Annotated in this window: 20 protein-coding genes and 1 pseudogene; 19 read left to right on the top strand and 2 right to left on the bottom strand. The window is 41.4% G+C overall.

Going from position 1 to position 23701, the window contains the following annotated elements; translation table 11 throughout:
• Nucleotides 1-131 precede the first annotated feature (131 nt).
• Nucleotides 132-1556, bottom strand: coding sequence for a phosphohexomutase domain-containing protein (locus A7456_RS03755; RefSeq protein WP_067007729.1), 1425 nt, complete (start codon nt 1554-1556; stop codon nt 132-134).
• Between the two features lie 194 nt (nt 1557-1750).
• Here A7456_RS03755 and cysK point away from each other — a divergent pair, with 194 nt between their 5' ends.
• The 18 genes and pseudogenes from cysK (at nt 1751) to guaA (ending at nt 22356) form a co-directional block, all read left to right on the top strand.
• Nucleotides 1751-2680 carry a cysteine synthase A gene (gene cysK / locus A7456_RS03760; protein ID WP_067007731.1) on the top strand — a complete coding sequence of 310 codons (930 nt, stop codon included), beginning with the start codon at nt 1751-1753 and terminating at the stop codon, nt 2678-2680.
• Nucleotides 2681-2714: 34 nt separating this feature from the next.
• Nucleotides 2715-3542, top strand: a complete 828-nt coding sequence (mazG, locus tag A7456_RS03765; protein ID WP_067007734.1) for a nucleoside triphosphate pyrophosphohydrolase — start codon at nt 2715-2717, stop codon at nt 3540-3542.
• Nucleotides 3529-3888, top strand: coding sequence for a ComEA family DNA-binding protein (locus tag A7456_RS03770; RefSeq protein ID WP_067007737.1), 360 nt, complete (start codon nt 3529-3531; stop codon nt 3886-3888). The genes mazG and A7456_RS03770 overlap by 14 nt, the downstream gene beginning before the upstream one ends.
• 193 nt (nt 3889-4081) lie before the next feature.
• Complete coding sequence (gene pcnB / locus A7456_RS03775) at nt 4082-5860, top strand: polynucleotide adenylyltransferase PcnB (RefSeq protein WP_067007740.1); 1779 nt, start codon at nt 4082-4084, stop codon at nt 5858-5860.
• Nucleotides 5850-6350, top strand: coding sequence for a 2-amino-4-hydroxy-6-hydroxymethyldihydropteridine diphosphokinase (gene folK / locus A7456_RS03780; protein WP_227713264.1), 501 nt, complete (start codon nt 5850-5852; stop codon nt 6348-6350). Before pcnB ends, folK begins: the two co-directional genes overlap by 11 nt.
• A gap of 98 nt (nt 6351-6448) precedes the next feature.
• A complete protein-coding gene (panB, locus tag A7456_RS03785) occupies nt 6449-7273 on the top strand; it encodes a 3-methyl-2-oxobutanoate hydroxymethyltransferase (RefSeq protein ID WP_067007832.1) in 825 nt (274 codons plus the stop codon).
• Between the two features lie 80 nt (nt 7274-7353).
• The gene (locus A7456_RS03790) at nt 7354-10377 is read left to right on the top strand and encodes a type I restriction endonuclease subunit R (protein ID WP_067007743.1); all 3024 of its coding nucleotides are present in this window, start codon (nt 7354-7356) and stop codon (nt 10375-10377) included.
• Nucleotides 10378-10418: 41 nt separating this feature from the next.
• A complete protein-coding gene (locus tag A7456_RS03795; RefSeq protein ID WP_067007746.1) occupies nt 10419-11600 on the top strand; it encodes a restriction endonuclease subunit S in 1182 nt (393 codons plus the stop codon).
• The gene (locus tag A7456_RS03800) at nt 11593-13101 is read left to right on the top strand and encodes an ATP-binding protein (protein WP_228141020.1); all 1509 of its coding nucleotides are present in this window, start codon (nt 11593-11595) and stop codon (nt 13099-13101) included. The genes A7456_RS03795 and A7456_RS03800 overlap by 8 nt, the downstream gene beginning before the upstream one ends.
• A gap of 114 nt (nt 13102-13215) precedes the next feature.
• Entirely contained in the window at nt 13216-14820 is a 1605-nt protein-coding gene (locus A7456_RS03805) for an HsdM family class I SAM-dependent methyltransferase (protein ID WP_067007749.1), read from the top strand.
• Nucleotides 14821-15076: 256 nt separating this feature from the next.
• Entirely contained in the window at nt 15077-15925 is an 849-nt protein-coding gene (gene panC, locus A7456_RS03810) for a pantoate--beta-alanine ligase (RefSeq protein WP_067007752.1), read from the top strand.
• Nucleotides 15926-16023: 98 nt separating this feature from the next.
• Nucleotides 16024-16911, top strand: coding sequence for an RNase adapter RapZ (gene rapZ / locus A7456_RS03815; protein ID WP_067007755.1), 888 nt, complete (start codon nt 16024-16026; stop codon nt 16909-16911).
• Nucleotides 16912-17020: 109 nt separating this feature from the next.
• Nucleotides 17021-17959, top strand: coding sequence for a restriction endonuclease subunit S (locus A7456_RS10895; protein WP_409455089.1), 939 nt, complete (start codon nt 17021-17023; stop codon nt 17957-17959).
• Nucleotides 17902-18060: pseudogene (locus A7456_RS11700) on the top strand (restriction endonuclease subunit S); the annotation flags it as partial. The gene A7456_RS10895 and the pseudogene A7456_RS11700, both read left to right, overlap by 58 nt.
• Nucleotides 18061-18230: 170 nt before the next feature.
• A complete protein-coding gene (locus tag A7456_RS03825) occupies nt 18231-19358 on the top strand; it encodes an RNA-guided endonuclease TnpB family protein (RefSeq protein ID WP_067007758.1) in 1128 nt (375 codons plus the stop codon).
• Between the two features lie 160 nt (nt 19359-19518).
• Nucleotides 19519-20142: a tetratricopeptide repeat protein gene (locus A7456_RS11705; protein ID WP_227713263.1), complete on the top strand. Its 624-nt coding sequence runs from the start codon at nt 19519-19521 to the stop codon at nt 20140-20142.
• Between the two features lie 31 nt (nt 20143-20173).
• Nucleotides 20174-20674 carry a ribosome biogenesis factor YjgA gene (gene yjgA, locus A7456_RS03840; RefSeq protein ID WP_066887020.1) on the top strand — a complete coding sequence of 167 codons (501 nt, stop codon included), beginning with the start codon at nt 20174-20176 and terminating at the stop codon, nt 20672-20674.
• A gap of 119 nt (nt 20675-20793) precedes the next feature.
• On the top strand, nt 20794-22356 hold the full coding sequence (gene guaA / locus A7456_RS03845; protein ID WP_067007761.1) for a glutamine-hydrolyzing GMP synthase: 1563 nt from the start codon (nt 20794-20796) through the stop codon (nt 22354-22356).
• 142 nt (nt 22357-22498) lie between these two features.
• On the opposite strand, the gene A7456_RS03850 is transcribed toward guaA, so the two are convergent.
• Nucleotides 22499-22837 (bottom strand): zinc ribbon domain-containing protein YjdM, encoded by a 339-nt coding sequence (locus A7456_RS03850; RefSeq protein ID WP_066894231.1) that lies wholly within the window; start codon nt 22835-22837, stop codon nt 22499-22501.
• Between the two features lie 130 nt (nt 22838-22967).
• On the opposite strand from A7456_RS03850, the gene ygfZ reads away from it, so the two are divergent.
• Nucleotides 22968-23675, top strand: a complete 708-nt coding sequence (gene ygfZ / locus A7456_RS03855) for a CAF17-like 4Fe-4S cluster assembly/insertion protein YgfZ (RefSeq protein WP_066894230.1) — start codon at nt 22968-22970, stop codon at nt 23673-23675.
• Nucleotides 23676-23701: the final 26 nt, after the last annotated feature.

A 23701-nucleotide genomic window follows, 5' to 3' on the forward strand; every position in this document is an offset into this window, starting at 1 on the left:
GATGTGGGGTGTGGGGGGTGGATTTGTCAATGTCCTGCCCATTAACAAATAAAAACCAATGCTAACACACCCCGATGGCAAAAGAGCAAGTTTATTGTATCTTGTTGTTCATTTTAAATCATTAATACGTTTTAATGGTCGGCACTCATCGCTCCACACGCTGCCAATATCGCCAAAATCTCATCAATTTTAGATTGTAGTAGTGCTTTATCGCCTTTGGTTTCTATGTTTAGACGAATGAGTGGTTCGGTGTTGGACGAACGTAGGTTAAACCGCCAGTTACCAAAATCTAGACTTAATCCATCTAAGGTATTCTTAATGGGGTTTGATGAGCTGTATTTTTGTTCTAGATGCTCACCAATTTCTCTGGCACTTTTTTGTCCTAAACGAAAGTTTAGCTCGCCTGAGCTGGGAAAATTATGGATATAACCATTGACAAGCTTGGAGAGTGTTTTGCCAGTTACCGACAGCAGTTCAATGACCAACAGCCACACAATCATGCCACTATCGCAATAGAAAAAGTCTTTAAAATAATGGTGAGCGGACATCTCGCCCCCATAAATCGCCCCTGTCTCACGCATGACTTGTTTGATAAATGAATGCCCTGATTTACTGATGATGGGCTGACCACCGTTTTGGGCGATGACGTATTCGGTATTATAAATCACCCGGGGGTCATAGACGATGCCCTTACCTTGATGTTGTTTCAAAAATACCTCAGCCAGCATGCCCACAATATACGAACCTTCAATGAATCGTCCGTTTTCATCAAACAAAAAACAACGGTCAAAGTCGCCATCAAAAGCCACACCAAAGTCCGCTTTGTGTGCGATGACGGCATCTGATGTGGCTTGTTGGTTAGCAACAATCATGGGGTTGGGGATACCGTTAGGAAATGAACCATCCGGGGTGTGATGAACTTTTATAAGTTCAATGTCATTCCCAAGACGCCGTTCAAGTTCGTCAACCACAGGTCCTGCTGAGCCATTACCACTGTTAACCACGATTTTTTTGGGGCGAAATTTGCTCGTGTCAATAAAGCTCATGAGTTTATCAATGTAGGCAGTTTTATCGGTATTTAGGGTAACTCCACCTTTGTCTGCAACCACAAATTCTCCACGCTCGGCGATGGTACGAATGTCTGCCAATCCCGTATCGGCACTGATGGGGCGTGACTTTTCACGCACCATTTTTAGACCATTGTAGTTAATGGGGTTATGACTTGCGGTAACCTCAATCCCACCGATGGCGTTATAATGACTTGTGGCAAAATACACCTCCTCGGTGCCAACCATGCCCAAATCAATCACGTCCACGCCAGCGTCTGTTATGCCATCAATGACAGATTGTTTTAAACTGTTACTGGATGAGCGGATGTCTGCACCAACCACGATGACAGAGTTTTTTTGACCATGATTTTTTTGACCATAATTTAGATATTGGGCAAAAGCTCGTCCGATGCGATAGACGATGACGCTATCCAAATTGACATCAAGTTCACCACGCACATCATAGGCTTTGAAGCAGGAGATGGTAATGGGATTAAAAGTTTTCATGAATCATCCTAGGCGCTAAAATAAAAATAACTTAATTTTATCATATTTATCATCATTTGGCGGTGCATGTTGTGAAATTATTTATATGTCAAAATAGAATAACCTTTAACATTTTTTGCCTATAAATTTTTATAAAAATTTGGTATGCTAGCGGTTCTTATTGTAAAATAAGCAGTCTTTAAAAGGAAAATCTCATGAACATCGCTAAAAACATCACCGAGCTTATTGGTAACACGCCCTTAGTAGAACTTAACCGCCTAACCGATGGCTTATCTGCTCGTATTGTGGCAAAACTAGAATACTTCAACCCAGCCAGTTCGGTTAAAGACCGCATCGCTTTATCCATGATAAATGAGGCTGAAAAAGACGGTCTTATCAACAAAAATACGACCATCGTAGAGGCAACATCAGGTAATACTGGCATTGGGCTTGCCATGGTGTGTGCATCAAAAGGGTATAGACTTATCATTACCATGCCAGAGAGCATGAGCTTGGAGCGTCGGGCATTGCTTCGTGCGTATGGGGCCAAGCTTGTATTGACCCCAGCGAGCGAGGGTATGGGTGGGGCGATTGCCAAAGCCAATGAGCTTGCCGCCCAAGACGGCTACTTTATGCCACGCCAATTTGACAATTTGGCCAATCCTAAGATTCACCGTGAGACGAGTGCCTTAGAAATTTGGAACGACACGGATGGGCAAGTGGATATCGTGGTGGCAGGTATCGGTACAGGTGGTACGATTACAGGTGTGGGCGAGGTGTTAAAGTCCAAAAAAGACAGCGTACAAATTGTGGCGGTAGAGCCATCTGATTCGCCTGTGTTTAGCGGTGGTGAAAAAGGTGCTCATAAATTACAAGGGCTTGCTCCTGGCTTTGTGCCCAGCATCTTAAATACAAGTATTTATGATGAGGTCATCACTGTTACAACCGAATCTGCCTTTGCCACAGCTCGTCAGATGGCAGAAAAAGAAGGGATTTTGGTGGGGATCAGTGCAGGGGCAGCAGTTTGGTCAGCCCTGCAAGTAGCAAGTCGTCCTGAAAATGCAGGCAAGCTCATCGTGGTGGTGATTCCCTCATCGGGTGAGCGTTATTTGTCCACACCATTGTTTGCCGATTTGGCTCAGTAAATCAGCAAATTAGGATGTATTTTTGGACAATGACATGAACCCAACCAACCAATTTGCTGACCTTTTGACACTCATGGCACGCCTTCGCACCGATTGCCCTTGGGATGCCAAACAAACCAACGCCAGTTTACAAAAGTATGCCATTGAAGAGGTTTTTGAACTTGTTGAAGCCATTACAAGTGATGATAAAAGCACGCTTGCCACAGAGAGCATTAAAGGTGAGCTTGGTGATGTACTTTTACAAGTTGTCTTTCATGCTCATCTGTATGATGAGCAGGGACGATTTGATATGGCGGATGTGATTTTTACACTACAAGAAAAACTCATTGGCAGACACCCCCATGTGTTTAACAAAAAAAATCTAACAACGGATGAAGATGTCAGACGCCGCTGGGATGAGATTAAAGCCTTGGAGGCCAAAGACCGCCCAAAACATCTGTTGTCTGATATTAAGTCGGGTACGGCTTTGATGTATGCCCAAAACTTACAAAAAGCATCCGCCACAGTCGGTTTTGATTGGGAGAATTTGGGTGGTGTTTTGGATAAACTTCAAGAAGAGCTGGGCGAGTTGCAGGCAGAATTACCCAGAGCTGATTTTAGTTACAAAGCGGACAAATTGAATCAATCCCAAAAAGACAAAATCGCAGATGAGCTTGGCGATGTGCTGTTTGTTTTGGCTAATCTTGCCCGTCATCTGGATGTTGATGCAGAGATGGCACTACAAAATGCCAATGCCAAATTCAAACGCCGATTTGCATTTGTGGAAAAGTCGCTTATGGCACAAGCAAAAACGCCAAAGGGGAGCAATTTGGCACAAATGAATGAGTATTGGGAAATGGCAAAGGCTGATGAGAGGCACTGATATTAAGCGATGGTTGAATATTGGGCGATGGGGATGGGCTTTGCTGTTTACCTTATCGGTTAATTCTACATGGGCGAGTCAATGCCACGCTGACCCCAAACTTGCCTACTTTGCCCTTATCGCCAAAGAATCTGCCCAAAAAGTGATGAGTGAACGCATTAATATCAATACTGCCACAGCAGGTGAGCTGGCCACACTCACAGGAGTGGGGGCAAAAACTGCCCAAGCCATCATTAACTATCGGGAGCTGATGGGGCGATTTGACAGCGTGGATGATTTGACAAAGGTGAAGGGTATTGGGGCGAAGACCTTAGAAAAAAATCGCCATAAACTCACAGTGTATTAGCTTTTTTGATAAAAACAAGGTACAATAAAACCCATGACAGGCGGTCATATGGCGGGCCTTGTGTAGGGTGATTATTTGCCCTGACAGTTGTGCATTATGGTGTGTATGACTAACAGCCTTAGCACCGCCAAACAGATGAAGCAATGGTAGGGCATGCCATTTACCAAACATTAAAAAGCAGTTCAAGCACCTTATGCAAAAAAAACCAATCAAGCACAAAAACCCCAAATTATCAGCAACTGTACTGTCAGCAGACAAATTGGGGCTTGACAAACGCACTTTACCACACAGCATTGTGGAAATCATCAGCACACTTAATAAAGCAGGTTTTGATGCCTATATCGTAGGCGGTGGCGTGCGTGATGGTCTTTTGGGACTTATTCCCAAAGATTTTGATGCGGTTACCAATGCTCGCCCCCATGAAATTAAGGCAATTTTTGGGGGTCGTTGTCGTATCATTGGCAAGCGGTTTCAGCTTGCTCATGTCTACTCTGGACGTGAACTCATCGAGGTGGCGACTTTTCGTGCTCCGCCCAAAGACGATACACACACCACCGATGATGGTATGATAACCCGTGATAATGTGTGGGGGGACATCACGCAGGATTTTTCTCGCCGTGATTTTTCCATCAATGCTTTGTATTATCAGCCAATTAAGGGTGAGGTATTGGACTTTTGTGGGGCGGTAACTGACATTAAAAATCGTACATTACGCCTGCTCGGTGATGCCAAAATACGTATTGAAGAAGACCCTGTTCGCCTGCTTCGTGCGTTACGATTTAAGGCTAAGCTGGATTTTGATTTTGATAAAGCCCTTGCCAAACAATTTAATGACACAAATTGGACACTTTTGGAGCAGGTCTCTGCCCATCGTCTTTATGATGAGACTCAAAAGATGTTTACAGGCGGTTATCTTGCCCCACTTTTGCCTTTATTATATCAATATGGGGCGATGGGCAGTCTGATGAGTCATGCCAAATCTGAACCAACGCACTTTGCTTTGCAGGTTGCCAAAAACACCGATGAACGCATCGCTTCGGACAAAACTGCCAATCCTGCCTTTTTTTATGCGGTGCTATTGTGGGATAATTATTTATACGCTTTGGCAAAATTTAAGAAAAAAGGTCTGCCTTTTTATGAAGCTCAACATAAAGCATCTTGTCAAGTCTTTGATGTTCAGCGTAAAAAGACCGCCATACCCAGATTTGCCGAGGACTTTATCAGCGATATTTGGTTCATGCAACCCAAACTTGCCAACCCCAAACCCAAAGAGATGGGCAGGCTAATCTTGCAGGGTAAATTTCGGGCAGGGCTTGATTTTTTTATCATGCGTGAAAGTTATGATGATAATCCGTTGTCTGAGCCAACTAATGGAATGGGCGTATGGTGGCAACGTTATCTGGCAGCCGATGTGGCTGGTCAAAGTCAGATGCTAAGTGCATTGGGTGGTGCTGTAAATGGCACCCGAAGACGGCGTGGCAAAAATAAAGACATTGATACAGATGCTGAACTCCTGCAATTACAAAAGCTCTTGGGGCGTGATGATGATAAGGTAGACGATGCACCAAAACCGCTACTGGTTGTGGATAACGCCAACATGCCTAAAAATATTCTTCCTACACCAAAAACACGACAAGTGCATGTGCCAACCTTTGAGTGGCGTACGTATGACCAAAGTGATTTTATCAAGCTACTAAACAATGACGAGCCTTACATACCGTCGGTACGTTATCGTAAACGTAAGCCATCATCCACTTTATCCATCAAAGAGCGTGAGCAGGGTCTGACCGAGAGTGATTTACAATCATCTGCATCAAACCCTACCACCACCAAAACACAGCCAGCCCAGCACCAAAAAACAAGGCGACAAAAGCCGAAGCAACAACAAAAAACCACCCAAGATGCCATCATGCCCAAACCCAAAAAACGCAAAAAACCCAATGCCAAACCACGAGCCAAACATGATGACTGATAAAGTGCAAATTTATTTGGGGCTTGGGGGTAATATCGCCAATGAACTCGGTGATCCGACCAGTCATATTTTGATGGTACGTGATACGCTTATCCGTGATGAGCGTTTTTGTGATGTGGCATTATCATCTTTGTATCAGTCCAAGCCTTTTGGTGTTACCGATCAGCCTGATTTTGTTAATGCAGTGCTGTCCGCCAAAACAAGCCTTGATGCCATGAGCCTGCTTGATTATTGTCAAGAGTTAGAGCGTGGGGCTGGGCGTGTGCGTTTTAGACGCTGGGGTGAACGTTCGCTTGATGTGGATGTTTTGTTATACGGCGATGATGTTATCGCCAATGACAGGCTTACCGTGCCACACATTGGGATTTTTGAGCGAAATTTTGTGCTTGTGCCACTTTTGGAGTTGAATGATGAGCTGATGATAAATGGGCAAGCCATTTGTGATTTGGCATTGGCTTATGAGATGAATGGACTTAAAAAGTTGGACTAACTTGACAAAAGAGTCAATAAAACAGTAGCCATATCCCAAATATCAGCCCAAAAAAGACCGTATTGGCGATGGGTCTTGACATTGATGAGAATAAAACGATGACCTACCTAACCCAAACCGCTCCCATAACATTATCAACTTTGACACAATATAAACAAAAAGGCGAAAAGTTTAGTTGCCTAACTTGTTATGATGCCAGTTTTGCTCACGCCATGCAGTTGGCGGACATTGACACCATTTTAATCGGTGATAGTCTGGGCATGGTTGTCCAAGGGCAAAGCTCAACCTTGCCAGTGGGCGTTCATGACATGGTTTATCACACTCAAAATGTGGTGCGTGGTAATTCTCATGCCTTAATCTTATGCGATTTGCCATTTATGAGTTATGCCACCTTATCTGATGCCATTGCCAGTGCCAAGGCGGTCATGCAGGCAGGGGCGAATGTGGTCAAAATTGAAGGGGGCAGCGAGCTTGCTCCGATGGTGTCCGTTTTGGCAAATAACGGCGTACCCACTTGCGTGCATTTGGGGTTAACGCCGCAGTCGGTCAATGTCTTTGGTGGCTATAAAGTACAGGGCAAAACGGACGCCCAAGCGGATAAATTGATGAAAGACTGTACGGCGGTGGTGAATGCTGGGGCGAGTCTTTTGTTGCTTGAATGCGTACCAGCATCGCTTGCCAAAGCCGTTACCGAGCGGTTCGCTGTGCCTGTCATTGGCATTGGGGCTGGGGTGGATTGTGATGGGCAGGTGCTGGTCATGCACGACATGATTGGCGTTTATACCCGAAAACCTGCCAAATTTGTCAAAGATTTTTTGACCGATGACAGCAACCAAACCAAAGACATTGTTGGGGCGTTTAAAGCCTATCATCGTGCTGTCAAACAGCGTGCCTTTCCAACAGAGAAGCACAGTTTTTTGTAATGGCCTTCATGGTTTTGATGAATGCTTATTTATTTATCAATGAATATTAATAAAGTTTGGAAGAATCACAAGGAAAACCCATGTCGCAACACAACGAGAACAGCCGTGTCAAAATCCCCGCCATTTTGCATCTGATGCGTTTGGGCTATGGTTATCTTTCTTTGAAAAATAACGATTGGGACAGCCAAACCAATATTTTCCCCAAGATTTTTATAGACAGTCTGTGCCGTATCAATCCTGAGTTGTCAGCCGATGATGCCCAGCGTATCTTGACCGATATTTTGCTAGAATTAGATAATGAAGATTTGGGACAAAAATTTTATGAACGCTTAATCAACCAATCAGGCATCAAACTCATTGACTTTAATCACATCAAGCAAAACAGCTTTCATGTCGTAACTGAGCTGCCCTATGCCAATGGCGATGAAGAGTTTCGCCCCGATATTACCTTGCTGATTAACGGCATGCCCTTGGTTTTTGTTGAAGTCAAAAAACCCAACAACAAAGGCGGTATCGGTCAAGAGCGTGAGCGTATGCAAACCCGCTCCAAAAACCCCAAATTTCGTCGCTTTATTAACATCACCCAGCTGATGATTTTTTCTAATAATCAAGAATACGACCAAGGCGAGATTGAACCTGTCCAAGGGGCTTTTTATGCGTCTGGCAGTGTTGATAAGCTTGTATTTAACTATTTTCGTGAAGAACAGCCATTGAATCTGGCTAAGCTATTGCAAGTCTTAACGGATGAACAAGAAAATTTGGTGCTAAAAGACACCAACAACACCATTATTAAACATAACCCAGAGTTCGCCACCAACAAAGCGCCAGACACACCCACCAACCGCATCTGTACATCATTGCTCAATCATGAGCGTTTGATGTTTTTGTTGCAGTATGGTTTGGCGTACGTCAAAACCACCAAAGGTCCACAAAAGCATATCATGCGTTATCCACAGCTGTTTGCTACCTTCGCCATCACCAAAGCCTTAAACAACGGCAGCAAAAAAGGCATTATTTGGCACACCCAAGGCAGCGGCAAAACTGCTTTGGCGTATTATAATGTGCGTCATCTTACTGCCCATTTTGCCAAACAAGGCATCGTCCCTAAATTTTATTTTATTGTGGATAGGCTTGATTTGTTGCAACAAGCCCAGCGAGAATTCACCGCACGTGGTTTGATTGTCCACACCATCAGCTCCAAAGAAGCGTTCGCCAAAGACATCAAATCCACCCAAAGCCTGCACAACCACACAGGCAAAGCCGAAATCACGGTGGTAAATATTCACAAATTCCAAGACGACCCCAATGTCATTGCCAGTAATGACTATGATTTGAGCATACAAAGGGTATATTTTTTGGACGAAGTGCATCGCAGTTACAATCCCAAAGGCTCATTTTTAGCCAATTTGGAGCAGTCTGACACCAACGCCATCAAAATCGGTTTGACGGGCACCCCGTTGATTGGCGAAACTCAAAACAAGCTGAATTCCAAACAATTATTTGGCGATTATATTCATAAATATTATTATAATTCGTCCATCGCTGACGGCTATACTTTGCGTCTGATTCGTGAAGCCATTGGTGGCGAGTATAAAGCCCAATTACAAAATGCCCTAGCGCAAACCCAAGTACAAAAGGGCAGCATCAAACGAGAACAAATCCTTGCCCACAAAAACTTTGTCCAGCCACTCATTGACTACATCGTCAGCGATTTTGAAAAATTTAGAAAGATAAATGATGATGACAGCTTAGGGGCAATGGTCATTTGCGACAGTAGCGAGCAAGCCAAAGCCTTGTTTGCGTTGTTTGAACGCCAATACGCCACCGCTGACCGCCAAGCCAATCCCCACAAAGTAAGTAAAGCGGCTCTGATTTTGCATGATATTGGCAGCAAAGACGACCGCAAAGACCAAGTAGAAGACTTTAAAGACGGCAAGATTGATGTGTTGTTTGTTTATAACATGCTTTTGACAGGCTTTGACGCCCCACGCCTAAAAAAGCTGTATCTAGGACGAGTCATTAAAGCCCATAATTTACTCCAAACCCTAACGCGAGTAAACCGCACTTACAAACAGTATCGTTATGGCTATGTGGTGGATTTTGCTGACATTCAAAGCGAATTTGACAAAACCAACCGTGCCTATTGGGACGAACTACAAAACGAGCTGGGCGATGACATCGGCTCATATGCCCAAATGTTCAAAGATGAGCAAGAAATTATTCAAGACATCCATGATATCAAAGACGCTTTGTTTGATTTTGATACCCAAAACGCCGAAATTTTTTGTCAGCAAATCAGTCAAATCAGCGACAAAAAACAAGTCTTGGACATCAAAAAAGCCCTACAAACCGCCAGAGAGCTGTATAATATTTTGCGTTTACAGGGCGATTATCGGTTTTTGAGCCGTTTGGATTTTGAAAAACTGGCGATTTTATACCGTGAAACGCAAGCACATCTGGATAGGCTGAATCTGGCAGAGAGTCTATCGGCAGGCGACAGCAGCGGCTTGCTCAACGAAAGCTTGGAAGATGTGTATTTTGCCTTTGTCAAAATTGGCGAACAAGAACTCAAACTTGCCGATGACCTAAAAGACCACATCAAAAAAGTGCGTGAAGGCTTGGCGACGAATTTTGACCAAGATGACCCTGAATTTATCAGCTTGCGTGAAGCATTGGAACAAATCTTTCAAAAACGCAATCTGTCGGAAGTATCGCAAGATGACATGGTGGCAAACATCAGTTTGCTGGATTCAATCTATCTAAAAATCAAAGAGTTAAACCGCCAAAACGAGCTTATCCGTCATAAATATCAAGGCGACACCAAATTTGCCAGAGTGCATAAACGCTTAATGCGAGATGAGCGGCTGCCACACGACAAACAAAAAATCTATGAAGCACTCATGGGCGTAAAAACCGATACCGATGAAAAAGTGCTGAATTTACACCAAATGCTGGACAACGACAGCTATTTTGAAAAGCAAATGCAAGGCAGCGTATTGGAGCATTTTAGACGCCAACAACAATTTGCCGTCAGTCCCGAAGATATTCGATTTATCAATGGCTTATTGGTCAAAGAATATCTAAAAGAAAGTGGGCGGGTTTGATAAATGGGTTTCAATTAGCCTGAAAATAGGAAATTAGAAAAATGAGTAAACCACAAAATTGTTTATTGGGCGATTTAATTGAGTTTCAGCGTGGCTATGACTTACCAAAAAGCAAATTTGTTCATGGTAAATATCCTGTTCAATCATCAAATGGCATTTTGGGTTATCATCACGAATATAAAGTGAAAGCTCCAAGTATTACTATTGGTAGAAGTGGTACAGTTGGCATTCCTCATTTAATTAAAACAAATTTCTTTCCTCATAATACAGCTTTATTTGTTAAAGATTTTAAAGGAAATGATGTTGAATACATATATTATCTTTTAAAAAATCTTAAATTAAATGAATATAAAACAGGTTCAGGTGTTCCGACTATGAACCGTAATCATTTACACCCTTTAAAAATCCAAGCATTTTTAGGCATACCCACCCAAAAATCCATTGCCCATATTTTATCCACCCTTGACCAAAAAATCGCTATCAATAATCAAATCAACGCCCAATTAGAGCAAATGGCAAAAACCCTGTATGATTATTGGTTTGTGCAGTTTGATTTTCCCGATGAAAACGGCAAGCCCTATAAATCCAGTGGCGGTAAAATGGTCTATAACGACACTTTAAAACGAGAAATCCCAAAGGGGTGGGAAGTGAAAAGTTTGGGAGAAGTGGAACCTAATATTATTACAGGAAAAACACCTTCAACACAAAACGAAGAGTTTTTTAATGGAAATATTCCATTTATTACAATTGGCGATATTAGAAATAATATGTTTATTTTTCAAACAGAGCAAAAGTTAAGCAAAACTGGTGCAGAAAGTCAGTCTAGCAAATATTTACCCAAAGACAGCTTATGTGTTTCTTGTATTGCTACTGTTGGTTTAATTGGATTTACAACACAAAAATCACAAACAAATCAACAAATTAATTCTATCATATTTAAAAATAAATATAATGGACCTTATTTTTATTTTTATCTAAAAGATTATTTTTTTGTGAGTAAGGCAAAAACTGGTAACACTTTTGCAAATATGAATAAAGGAGATTTTGCAAATATTAAGATGATTTATCCAAGCTCCAACATTATTGAAAAATTTTTTCAAAATATTGTTTATAGTTTTCAGAAAATAAAAAACCTACAAAAACAAAACCAACAACTCACCCAACTTAGAGATTTTTTATTACCCATGCTGATGAATGGGCAGGTGGGGGTGGGTGATGATTAATGAACCGATTTCAAAGATTGATAGCCAAATCACGCTAAAATATCTACAAACACAGCATGAAAATCAATATTTTGAACGCAAAGGTTTGGGTGAAAGAGATATTAAGCCCAGTAAAATTGCCGATGAATTAATTGGTATGGCAAATGCTGATGGTGGAATTTTGGTTTTTGGTGTATCTGATAAAGGCGAAATCCAAGATTTGCAAAGTTTAGGCGATAAATTAGATAATTATCGTAAATTGGTTTTTGATTTTATTGCACCGCCTTGCAGGGTTCAATTAGAAGAAATTATCATTGATGATAAACTTGTTTTTATTTTTCATGTAGAGCAAGATTTAGAGCGAATATTTTATCGCAAAGATAATGAAAAATTCTTTTTGCGTGTGGCAGATAGCAATCGAGAACTCAATCAAGAACAAATTAAAAAATTAGAATATGACAAAAATATCCGCCTTTTTGAAGATGAGATACTCCCTAATTTTGATGAAAAAGATTTGGATATGCCATTATTAGAAAAGTATAAAAATAAGGTTAATTATAATGGTGATATTTTAGATTTATTATATAAAAAACATTTAATTGATAAAAAAGATAATGAGGTTAAATTCAAAAAATCTTGTGCTTTGCTTTTTTCAAAAGACCCTGAAAAATATATTCCTTCTGCATCGGTGCGTTATGTCCGCTTTGAGGGGCTAGAAAGCAAAACAGGAGATGAACACAATGTGATTAAAGATGTGCGTTTTGAAAATAATATTCCCAACTTGATTGATGAAATACGCCAGTTTTTACGCATTTCATTTAAAGAGTTTTTCTTTTTAGATATTGATATTGGCAAATTTAAAAAAGTCCCTGAATTTCCAGAAGAAGCATGGCTTGAAGCGGTGGTTAATGCTTTATGTCATCGTTCGTATAATGTACAGGGCAATGCGATTTATATTAAGCATTTTGATGACCGCTTGGAAATCAGTAATAGTGGACCGCTGCCAGCTCAGGTTACGGTGGATAATATTAAAACAGAACGCTATGCCCGCAATCCTAGAATTGCCAGAGCATTAGAAGATTTAGGCTATGTCCGTCAATTAAATGAAGGGGTAGCTCGTATTTATGAAACCATGGAAAAATCCATGCTTACAAAACCTGAATACAGCGAAAGGCACGGCAATGTTTATTTGGTTTTACGCAACAATATCAGCTTGCATAATAAGACTATTCATACTGATTTGATGAAAAAAATAGAAGAAAATTGGCATCATTATAATGATAGTGAAAGAAATATTTTGTTGTATATTTTTAGTTATGGCAACGCAACGGCAAGTGAGATTGCTAAAAATATTCAGGTGCATATCAATACGGTTCGTAAATATCTGAATAAATTTGTAGAAAATGAACGAATATTAACCCGATTTAGCGACAAACAGCGAGATAGAAACGCCAAATATGGCGTTAATAAGGATGTGGGCGTGTTAAGCAACGCTAAGGCTAAATTAAGCAACGGCAGTTAAAGTTTTTAACACATTGATTTTTAATGATTTTATAATTTTATCGCCCATAAAACTGCAAATAAGCAACGCTGGGCCCAAATTAAGCAACGATACCTTATTTTAACGGAAAAACCCATGACCACCCAAAATTTCACCGACCAAACCAAATCACTCATTGACAGCCTAAAAACCATTTGTGCCAACTATGGGCTAGGCAATGACGGCAATGAATTTAAAATCATCAGCCAAGTGTTTTTGTATAAGTTTTTAAATGACAAATACACCTTTGAATTCAAGCAATTGCGTGCCGAGCGTTCTGATGAAGACATTGACTTTATCAATATGGAAATTGAAGGCAAAACGGCGATTTTAAAGCCAGAGCATTTATTGAAAAATCTGCACGCCGAGCAAAATAATGCCGATTTTGCCAAACGCTTTGATGATACATTAATGGACATTGCTGCCCAAAATGCCGATATTTTTTCGGTGAAAACCGAAGGCGGGGCAAAAATTGTGCTGTTTGAGCGTATCAGCAACTACATCGCTGATGAAAACCGCCGTGATGAGTTTTGTCGTGCGTTGGTTTCTAAATTAACCGATTTTAGTTTTGAAGAGATTTTTGCCCAAAAGTTTGATTTTTTTGCCACCATTTTTGAATATCTGATTAAGGATTACAACAGCAATTCAGGCGGTAAATACGCTGAATATTACACGCCACACGCCGTGGCTCGCATCATGGCGGATATTTTGGTGCCCCAAAATGAGCGTGGCGCAATCAAAAGCGTTGATGTGTATGACCCGTCGGCAGGCTCTGGCACATTGCTCATGAACGTTGCCCATGCCATCGGTGAAGACAAATGTATGATTTATACCCAAGACATTTCACAAAAATCGTCTAATTTATTGCGGTTGAATCTGATTTTAAATAATTTGGTGCATTCTTTAAACAATGTCATTCAGGGCAATACGATTTTATCGCCTTATCATAAAGACAGCTCAGGCAAGCTAAAACAGTTTGATTTTATTGTGTCCAATCCGCCCTTTAAGCTGGATTTTAGCGATTTTCGCAATCAGTTGGACAGCAAAGAAAATAATGAACGCTTTTTTGCAGGTATTCCCAACATTCCCAAAAGCAAAAAAGAAAGCATGGCGATTTATCAGCTGTTTATCCAGCATATTTTGTATAGCCTAAAAGACGACGGCAAAGCGGCAATCGTTGTTCCCACAGGGTTTATCACCGCCCAATCAGGCATAGACAAAAAAATTCGCACCCATTTGGTAGATAATAAAATGCTTGCTGGCGTGGTGTCCATGCCATCCAATATTTTTGCCACCACAGGCACCAACGTGTCTATTTTGTTTATTGATAAAGCTAATACTGGCGAGGTGGTGCTGATTGATGCGTCCAATCTTGGCGAAAAAGTCAAAGACGGCAAAAATCAAAAAACCGTGCTGACCAACGAGGAAGAAAACCAAATTTGTAACACCTTTGCCCAAAAAAAAGCGGTGGAAGATTTTAGCGTGGTGGTGAGTTATGATGCGATTCAAGCTAAAAATTATAGCCTATCCGCTGGACAATATTTTGATGTTAAGATTGATTATGTGGACATTTCAGCAGATGAATTTACCCAAAAAATGGCGGATTTTCAGACCAATTTAGATGAGTTGTTTGCTCAATCAGCCACACTTGAACAGCAAATCAAGGCTAATTTGAAGCATTTGTATTTGGTAGATAAATAATATATCATGGCGTATTTAGGGTTGACGAGTCATTGGAGCTGTGTTGATTCAATCGTTGGCTATCCAAATTATTATAGAATAAAACGGTTGTCTGATGCTGTTTTAGACAGCTTGTGCTCTTGCCAAGATGCTTACAAATAGCTAAGATTGGCGGATTGAGTTAGAATGTAGACTATATGAGTCATGACTGACCAAATGGCTGTTATTTTAATACCAATTACTGGATTTTTTGATTTTAAATCGATATAGGTTTGCCATGAACATTTTTCACACCATCAAAGACTTAAAAAACGCATTAAACCCCTTACGCCACCAAAAAATAGCCTTAGTCCCAACCATGGGCAATTTACATGATGGGCATTTATCCCTTGTGGCACTTGCCAAGCAACATGCCGATATCGTGGTGGTGAGTATCTTTGTCAATCCCACTCAATTTGGGGTGGGTGAAGATTTTGCCAGTTATCCACGCACGCTTGATGACGATTGCCAAAAACTTGCCAAAGCTGGCGTGGCATTGGTTTTTGCCCCAAGTGTGGACGAGATGTATCCTGTCTATCCGCCCAATGTTCAAATCCTATCAGGCAGTATCAGCAAGATATTATGTGGTCAGACACGCCCCACGCATTTTGATGGTGTTGGGCTTGTGGTGAGTAAGCTGTTTAATATCGTTCGCCCTGATGTGGCGGTATTTGGCAAAAAAGACTACCAGCAACTTGCCATCATTGCCCAATTGGTGCAAGAATTAAATTTTGAGATTGACATTATTGGTGGTGAGATTGTCAGAGCCGATGACGGTTTGGCGTTATCGTCTCGCAACCAGTATTTGACCAAGCAAGAGCGTGCCATTGCCCCACGGCTGGCACAGGCCTTACAACAGCTTGCAGGTGAGTTAAAGTCTGCCAGTGTTGCTGATTTTGATACGATGATACAAAAAACCAAAGACAAATTAACTTGCGATGGTTTTACGGTGGATTATTTGCAAGTACTCAATCAGCAATTACAACCTGCTAGCCGCCATGATAAGCATTTGGTGATTTTGACCGCTTGTTATTTGGGTAAGGCAAGGCTGTTGGATAATTTGGAAGTTGCCTTAAATCCATGTTAACAGTCCATGTTAACAATTCATGTTAACAATTCATGTTAATAATCCATGTTCATCTAAATCCATGTTAATGGTTTTGCTTATTTTGTTAAGGAAATATGATGCCCAAGCTCATTGCCCCAAACTCAATCATTGTGGTGTCAGGGCGTTCAGGTTCAGGAAAAACCTCCGTACTCAACACCTTAGAAGATTTTGGCTATTATCCGCTTGACAATTTGCCTTTATCCATCGTGCCACTTGCCATAGAAAAATTGGTCAATGACAGCCAGATTCATCGCATTGCTGTGGGCATAGATGTCCGCACGCCCAAAGCGGATTTATCCAACTTTGGTCAAGTGTATGACAGCTTGATACAAACCTATGGCAAGACCGCTTTGACTGTGGTGTATGCCACCGCCCAAGATGATGTACTGGTCGCGCGCTATGATGCCACTCGCCGAGTGCATCCATTGATGGCGATGGCTGGCAATCTGCCCAATGCCATTCAAAAGGAAACCGCGCTGCTTGAACCGATTGCCTGCCATGCTGATATCAAAATTGATACCAGTTTGTTAAACATTCATGAGCTAAAAAACAGCCTAAGACAACATTTGGGTGTGGACAACCACATCATCGTTAATGTGCTGTCGTTTGGGTTTAGGCATGGCACGCCCAAAGATGCTGATTTTGTCTTTGATGTGCGTACTTTGCCAAACCCACATTGGCAGATGGATTTGCGTCCTTTGACAGGGCTTGATGCGCCTGTGCAGGAATTTTTTGCCCAATTTCCTGCCGTGTATGAGCTGACGCATGACATCAGCACATTTTTATTAAAGTGGTTGCCTGATTTTATTGAGAACAATCGCCATTTTGTAACCATCGCCATTGGTTGTACAGGGGGTAAACACCGCTCGGTATTTGTCAGCCAAGCGGTGGGGGAAATATTAACTGGTCATTTGCCTGATAAAATGCAGGTGAATGTTAAGCACCGTGAAAAATCTTTTTGGTGAGTTTATGAATGCGATGATAAAAAAACTATTACAAGGGCAAGCGGTAGAGTGGCAAACTTTGGGGGAGGTTTTGGTTAGAACCAAAGGAACAAAAATAACCGCAGGAAAAATGAAAGAGCTTCATAAGAAAGATGCCCCCATTAAAATTTTTGCAGGCGGTAAAACTTTTGCCTTGGTAGATTTTGATGACATTCCACAAAAGGACATTAATCACAAGCCATCAATCATTGTCAAATCTCGTGGTATCATTGAATTTGAATATCATGACAAACCATTTTCGCATAAAAATGAAATGTGGGCATATCATTCACAAAACCCAAATATTAACATTAAATTCATTTATTATTTTTTAAAACAAAATGAACCATATTTTCAAAAAATTGGCTCAAAAATGCAAATGCCACAAATTGCAACCCCAGATACTGATAAATTTAAAATCCCAATCCCACCCCTATCCGTTCAAAGCCACATTGTGCAGATTTTGGACACATTTACCGAGCTGAACGACCAGCTGACCGCCGAATTTGGCATGAGACAAAAGCAATATCAGTATTATCGGGATTTGTTATTATCAGAACATGAATTAGCAAAAGTGGGATTTGAATGGAAGACTTTGGGGGAAGTTGTAAATTACGAACAGCCAACAAAATATTTAGTAAAAAGTAAAGATTATGATGATGATTTTAAAACACCAGTTTTAACAGCAGGTAAAACTTTCATTCTTGGTTATACCAATGAAACAAATGGGATTTATCAAGCGTCTAAAAATCCTGTCATTATCTTTGATGATTTTACAACAGCAAATAAATGGGTAGATTTTGATTTTAAAGCCAAATCATCAGCCATGAAAATGATTTCATCTGTTGATGAAAATCAGTTTTTATTAAAATATATTTATTATTGGCTAAATACTTTGCCAAGCGGTTTAGCAGATGGCGACCATAAACGCCAATGGATTAGTAATTTTGCCAATAAAAAAAATCCCAATCCCCACCCCTATCCGTTCAAAGTGAAATCGTTGCCATTTTGGACACATTTGACACGCTGACCCAATCCATCAGCGAAGGTCTGCCCAAAGAAATAAAGCTGCGTCAAAAGCAATATGAGTATTACCGTGAGCAGTTATTAAATTTTAAAGCGACGATTTAACTCATCGTGCGTCATTCTCCACCCATAATCTTTGATTTAGGTGGAGATGTAAGCACAGGCAACTTAGTCAGGTCGTTCTTGTTTTTTGATGTCGTTGTTTTTATTTGATGTCATTGACACCAAATAAAAACAATGCTAAATTACACCCATATTTCATCAGCTAACAGGCCATGCTCAAAGCCTACAAATACAGAATTTACCCAAACCAAAAACAAGCCATAGCGTTTGAACAACACTTTGGTTGTGTTCGTTTTGTTTATAATTGGGCATTGGCATTACAAAATAGATATTACAAAATCTTTGGCAAATCTTTATCACGAACCAAAATCCAAAGCCAGCTCGTCAAGAAAAAGAAAACAGGCAAGTTTGCATGGCTAAACGAAGTTAATAGCCAATCGCTACTTAATGCCTTGCTAAATGTCCATACCGCTTTTACTAATTTCTTCAAAAGTCGTGCTAAATTTCCACGATTCAAATCTAAAAAAATCCCACAGCGAAGTTATCAATGTCCCCAACATTGCACCATAAACTTTGAACAAGGCATCATCAACCTACCCAAAATCAAAGGCATCAAAACCGTATTTAGCCGTGAATTTGTTGGCAATATCAAAACAGTTACGATTAGCAAAACCGCCACAGGCAAATACCATGCAAGTATTTTAGTAGATACGGATAGCATATTGCCAACACCCACCACAATAGAGCCTAGCCTAACTGTGGGCATTGACTTAGGCATCAGCCACTTACTTAACTTATCAGACGGTAGCAAGTTTGATAACCCAAAACATTTAGCCAACGCCAGTAAACGACTTTCTGCACAACAAAAAATCTTTGCTCGCAAACAAAAGACCAGCAAAAACCATCAAAAGCAAAAATTAGCCGTTGCTCGTATTTACCAAAAAGTACGCAACCAGCGTTTAGACTTACACCATAAAGCCACGCATAAACTGATTTGCGAAAGCCAAGCAACAAGCTATGCACTTGAAGATTTGGGTGTCAAAAATATGGTAAAAAACCGAAAACTTGCCAAAGCGATTAATGATGTGGGCTTAGGGCAGTTTGTTACCCTACTTACTTACAAGGCAAATTGGCATGGTAAAAACATTCTAAAAGTCAATCGGTTCTTTGCCAGTTCTAAAATTTGTTCGCATTGTCATTACAAATTAGACAGTCTGCCGTTGTCAGTCAGAAATTGGGCATGTTCTAGCTGTCAAACACACCATGACCGTGATATCAATGCAGCAAGCAATATACGAAAGCAGGCATTAGCTGATGTACTAGGACTTAGTGTTGTATAAAGAGTTCCCCCAGTATAATACTTATCAGCGTAAGTGTACTGGCGAAAGGTAGCAACTCAATCTAAGCTTGGGTTGTTATGGGTCGCAAGGATTCTCACGCCTACCGCTAGGTTTGGTGGTGGGAGTATGTCAAACAATCATGATTAAAAGGTTATTATCCATGAATGCCAAAACACCCAACCCAAAAACTGCCATCATGATGGCGACAAGCGTGATTTTTATGCTGTTTATGATGGCAAGTACGCCCAGCTGGGCAACCGATGGCGATGCCGTTCAAACCAATCAAACCAGCCAAAACAGCACCACCGCACAAAAGACCGATGAGTTTTTTGAATTGGCGGTTCGCTATGATCAGGCATCAGATTACCCCATGGCGGTGCGTGAATATCAAAAAGCGGCCGAGCTTGGGCATGTAGAAGCGATGTATAATTTGGCGGTTGCCTATTTTCAAGGCGATGGTGTCCAGCAAAATTATCAAAAGGCACAGGCGTGGTATCAAAAGGCGGCGGATATGGGTCATGCCAGTGCTAAGTATAATTTGGGCAGCATGTATTTTTATGGGCAAGGGGTTGCTGCAAATCAAAGCCACGCACTCGCACTCTGGCAACAGGCTGCCAAACAAGGCAACGCAAAAGCTGCCCATAATATTGGCGTGTACTATTACAAATCAAATCTTGAACAAAATAAAGCAGCAGCAAAACAGTGGTTTTTGGTCTCGTGTCAGTTGGGCTTATCTGATGGGTGTGTTAAGCATGATAATTTTGATAAATTAACCACAAATTAACGATAAATTAATAATAAATATAAGGTATCTTATGATTGATTGGTCAAAAATGGACATGCGAGTGTCTCGCACTGAGATTAAAAAATCCCATGAGCGTTTGCAAGCATTATCCGAACCGCTTGCCAAATTGTCCAAAAAACAGCTTGCCAATTTGCCAGTAAGTGAATATTTTTTGGATGAATTAAAGCATTTAACCAATATAGACAGCCACGCCGCCAAAAACCGCCAAATCAAACGAGTGGGTAAACTCATTATTGAAGAAAACCGCCATGCGCTAACGCAGGCGTTATTTGAATGTCAATTTACCCCCGAGCAAATTGCCAAGATTGAAACATGGTATGCCCGCCTAAAACTGTCTGATGAAAACACCATTAAGCAGTTTGTTAAGCAATTTAAAAAGGCGGAATATAACAGTATTTATCAACTGCTTTTGTGGATAGAATACGCCAAACATTTGGGTGATGATGAGTTATTGGCTGAAAGCGTGGCGGATTTTGAAAGTTATGTTAAAGAGGTGGCGATATTGTCTTAGTAAACAACCATTAACAATACATGCCATCATAGCATTTAGCATTTACCATTTAGCATTCGCCAATTTCCCCAAAAAATGCTAAAATGGCGACAATTTACCCATGATGAAAAAGGCAGACCATGACACAAAGCATTACCTCCGACCGCATCCTAATCCTAGATTTTGGCTCACAATACAGCCAGCTTATCGCTCGCCGTGTGCGTGAATCAGGCGTGTATAGTGAAATGCACCCTTTTGACATGAAAGATGGCGACATAAAAGCCTTTAACCCAAAAGGCATCATCCTATCGGGTGGCCCTAACAGTGTGTACGAAGAGGGTTCACCACGAGCACCGCAAATCGTCTTTGAGCTTGGCGTTCCTGTGCTTGGTATTTGTTATGGTTTTCAAACCATGGCAGCTCAGCTTGGCGGCTCGGTGATGGCAGGGACGGTTAAAGAGTTTGGTCATGCCCAGATTGATGTGATAGTAGATGACAAGCTGTTAAATGGCTTAAAAGATAATAATGCCAAAATACAGGTATGGATGAGTCATGGCGATAAAGTGGCAAGTCTACCAGATGGCTTTATCACCACATCAAGCACGCCAAGCTGTGCCTTTGCTTCTGCCAGTGATGAAAGTCGCCAACTGTATGGCGTACAATTTCACCCAGAGGTTACCCATACTGCCAAAGGCATGGAGGTGATTGCTAATTTTGTGCATGGCATTTGTGGTTGTGGCAATCTGTGGAATCCTAAAAACATCATTGAGATGCGAGTAGCTCAGTTAAAAGAGCAAATTGGCGATGAGCGGGTACTGCTTGGGTTGTCAGGTGGTGTAGACAGTTCGGTGGTGGCAGCGTTGTTACATGAGGCAATTGGTGATAAGCTTACCTGCGTGTTTGTGGATAATGGGCTACTGCGTTTGGGTGAGGGCGACCAAGTCATGAAAATGTTCGCTGATAATATGGGCATTCGGGTGATTCGTGTAGACGCTGAGAGTCGCTTTTTGAAGGCACTGACAGGAGCGACCGACCCTGAGGATAAACGTAAAATCATCGGGCGAGAGTTTATTGAAGTATTCTCCGAAGAAGCTCGCAAATTGGACGGCGTGAAGTTTTTGGCACAAGGCACGATTTACCCTGATGTCATCGAGTCCGCCAAAACCAAAAACGGTAAGGCTCACGTCATCAAATCGCATCACAATGTTGGCGGTTTGCCTGATGATTTGCACTTTGAGCTTGTTGAGCCTTTGCGTGATTTATTCAAAGATGAGGTACGTAAACTTGGCACAACGCTTGGCTTACCCCATGAGATGATTTACAGACACCCTTTTCCTGGCCCAGGTCTTGGCGTGCGGATTTTGGGTGAAATTAAAAAAGAATATGCCGACATTTTGCGAATGGCGGACGATATTTTTATGCAAGAGTTAAGAGCATCAGGTTGGTATGATAAGACCGCCCAAGCCTTTGCTGTGTTTTGCCCCATCAAATCGGTGGGCGTGGTTGGGGATGCTCGCCGTTATGCGTGGGTGATTTCTCTGCGTGCGGTGGAGACGGTGGACTTTATGACCGCTCGTTTTGCCCATCTGCCCTATGAACTTGTGGACAAAATCTCAACGCGTATCATGAATGAGATTGCCGATGTCTCTCGTGTTGTCTATGATATCAGCAGTAAACCGCCAGCAACGATTGAGTGGGAGTAATCATCTTAAAATATTAAAAAACTGTCAAAACGCTTTGACAGTTTTTATTATTGTGTGAAACTAAGTTGCTGATAAGCGAAAAATGGCAGTAAAATAAAACAGATTGATTAAAACAGATTGATAAATGCATCAAGGGTCAATCCTATGCTTTTTTGACTACCCCAGATTTTAATTTCATCGCCCCAAAACCGTCAATCTTACAATCAATATCATGGTCGTCTGGTGCATCATGAATCAGGCGAATGGATTTGACCTTTGTGCCCACTTTGATGGGTGTGGATGAGCCTTTGACTTTCAAGTCTTTGATGACTGTGACACTATCACCATCGTTTAGCACATTACCAACGGCATCTTTAATAACTGGCGTGTCATCTGTGTCGTCATTAGCTGACCATTCGTAGGTGCACATGGGGCAGATGAGCAGGTTGCCATCGGCATAAGTGTAGTTTTCGTCGCATTTGGGACAAGCAGGGTAAGCCATAAATCTCCACCTAAAATCATTGTTGCTTAAAATAAAAACATTATATCATTTTTGAGATATTTTGGCTTGAAAAAAAGTCAAGCCCCCTTATTGAAATGATAAATGACAATTTCACCAATCAAAGAGTGCCATGAATCAATTTTCACAACTGACCCTAAGCGGTAAAGATGCTGCCAAATTCTTACAAGGTCAATTGACCGTTAATGTCAATAAACTCACCCATGATTTTTTGCCCTGTGCTATTAGTGATTTAAAGGGGCGTGTTGCCTTTGGGCTGTGGGTATCTCGCATCGATGATGAGACTTTTACACTCATCACATCAGCAGAGTGCATGAATGGCTTAACCGCCCATATCAAAAAATATGGGGCGTTTTCTAAATTTACCCAGTCTGCCCCCATGCCCATCCATCCTGTTGTGGTAGATGGCGTACCGACTTTTGATGAAAAAATCCCTGCTAACTTTACAGCGTGGGCAAAGGCGAGCATTGCAACAGGTAATGTGTGGATAACCCAAGCCACAGGGGGACTATTTCAACCCCAAGAGCTACGCTTGCACCAGCGTGGGGGTGTGGATTATGATAAGGGGTGTTATTTGGGGCAAGAGATTATTGCACGTCTCTACTTTAAGGCAAGCCCAAAAGCCTACCTACACCGTGTCAGATTGCCCAAGCCTGTCCAAGATGGCGAAAAAGTGGATAAAGTGCAAATCGTCAATGGTGTGATAAATGATGATGGTTTTGAAGCGCTGGTCATAGGCTCACCCCAAAATGTGGCACAAATTGGGGAAATACTGCCCCTACCTGATGCACTTATGGGCGATGTGGGGCGTGTTAAATAAGGGATTGATTGTTGTATGAATCAAAA

It is taken from the genome of Moraxella nonliquefaciens, assembly GCF_001679005.1.
GTDB lineage: Bacteria > Pseudomonadota > Gammaproteobacteria > Pseudomonadales > Moraxellaceae > Moraxella > Moraxella nonliquefaciens.

What these genes read in the sequence shown, in the direction of transcription:
- A7456_RS03770 (WP_067007737.1), top strand. Translation starts at nt 3,529, where the DNA reads ATGAGAGGCACTGATATTAAGCGATGGTTGAATATTGGGCGATGGGGA.
- pcnB (WP_067007740.1), top strand. Translation starts at nt 4,082, where the DNA reads ATGCAAAAAAAACCAATCAAGCACAAAAACCCCAAATTATCAGCAACT.
- A7456_RS10895 (WP_409455089.1), top strand. Translation starts at nt 17,021, where the DNA reads ATGAAAGAGCTTCATAAGAAAGATGCCCCCATTAAAATTTTTGCAGGC.
- A7456_RS03850 (WP_066894231.1), bottom strand. Translation starts at nt 22,837, where the DNA reads ATGGCTTACCCTGCTTGTCCCAAATGCGACGAAAACTACACTTATGCC.
- panB (WP_067007832.1), top strand. Translation starts at nt 6,449, where the DNA reads ATGACCTACCTAACCCAAACCGCTCCCATAACATTATCAACTTTGACA.
- panC (WP_067007752.1), top strand. Translation starts at nt 15,077, where the DNA reads ATGAACATTTTTCACACCATCAAAGACTTAAAAAACGCATTAAACCCC.
- A7456_RS03800 (WP_228141020.1), top strand. Translation starts at nt 11,593, where the DNA reads ATGATTAATGAACCGATTTCAAAGATTGATAGCCAAATCACGCTAAAA.
- cysK (WP_067007731.1), top strand. Translation starts at nt 1,751, where the DNA reads ATGAACATCGCTAAAAACATCACCGAGCTTATTGGTAACACGCCCTTA.
- rapZ (WP_067007755.1), top strand. Translation starts at nt 16,024, where the DNA reads ATGCCCAAGCTCATTGCCCCAAACTCAATCATTGTGGTGTCAGGGCGT.
- yjgA (WP_066887020.1), top strand. Translation starts at nt 20,174, where the DNA reads ATGATTGATTGGTCAAAAATGGACATGCGAGTGTCTCGCACTGAGATT.
- guaA (WP_067007761.1), top strand. Translation starts at nt 20,794, where the DNA reads ATGACACAAAGCATTACCTCCGACCGCATCCTAATCCTAGATTTTGGC.
- mazG (WP_067007734.1), top strand. Translation starts at nt 2,715, where the DNA reads ATGAACCCAACCAACCAATTTGCTGACCTTTTGACACTCATGGCACGC.
- A7456_RS11705 (WP_227713263.1), top strand. Translation starts at nt 19,519, where the DNA reads ATGAATGCCAAAACACCCAACCCAAAAACTGCCATCATGATGGCGACA.
- A7456_RS03790 (WP_067007743.1), top strand. Translation starts at nt 7,354, where the DNA reads ATGTCGCAACACAACGAGAACAGCCGTGTCAAAATCCCCGCCATTTTG.
- A7456_RS03825 (WP_067007758.1), top strand. Translation starts at nt 18,231, where the DNA reads ATGCTCAAAGCCTACAAATACAGAATTTACCCAAACCAAAAACAAGCC.
- A7456_RS03805 (WP_067007749.1), top strand. Translation starts at nt 13,216, where the DNA reads ATGACCACCCAAAATTTCACCGACCAAACCAAATCACTCATTGACAGC.
- A7456_RS03755 (WP_067007729.1), bottom strand. Translation starts at nt 1,556, where the DNA reads ATGAAAACTTTTAATCCCATTACCATCTCCTGCTTCAAAGCCTATGAT.
- folK (WP_227713264.1), top strand. Translation starts at nt 5,850, where the DNA reads ATGATGACTGATAAAGTGCAAATTTATTTGGGGCTTGGGGGTAATATC.
- A7456_RS03795 (WP_067007746.1), top strand. Translation starts at nt 10,419, where the DNA reads ATGAGTAAACCACAAAATTGTTTATTGGGCGATTTAATTGAGTTTCAG.
- ygfZ (WP_066894230.1), top strand. Translation starts at nt 22,968, where the DNA reads ATGAATCAATTTTCACAACTGACCCTAAGCGGTAAAGATGCTGCCAAA.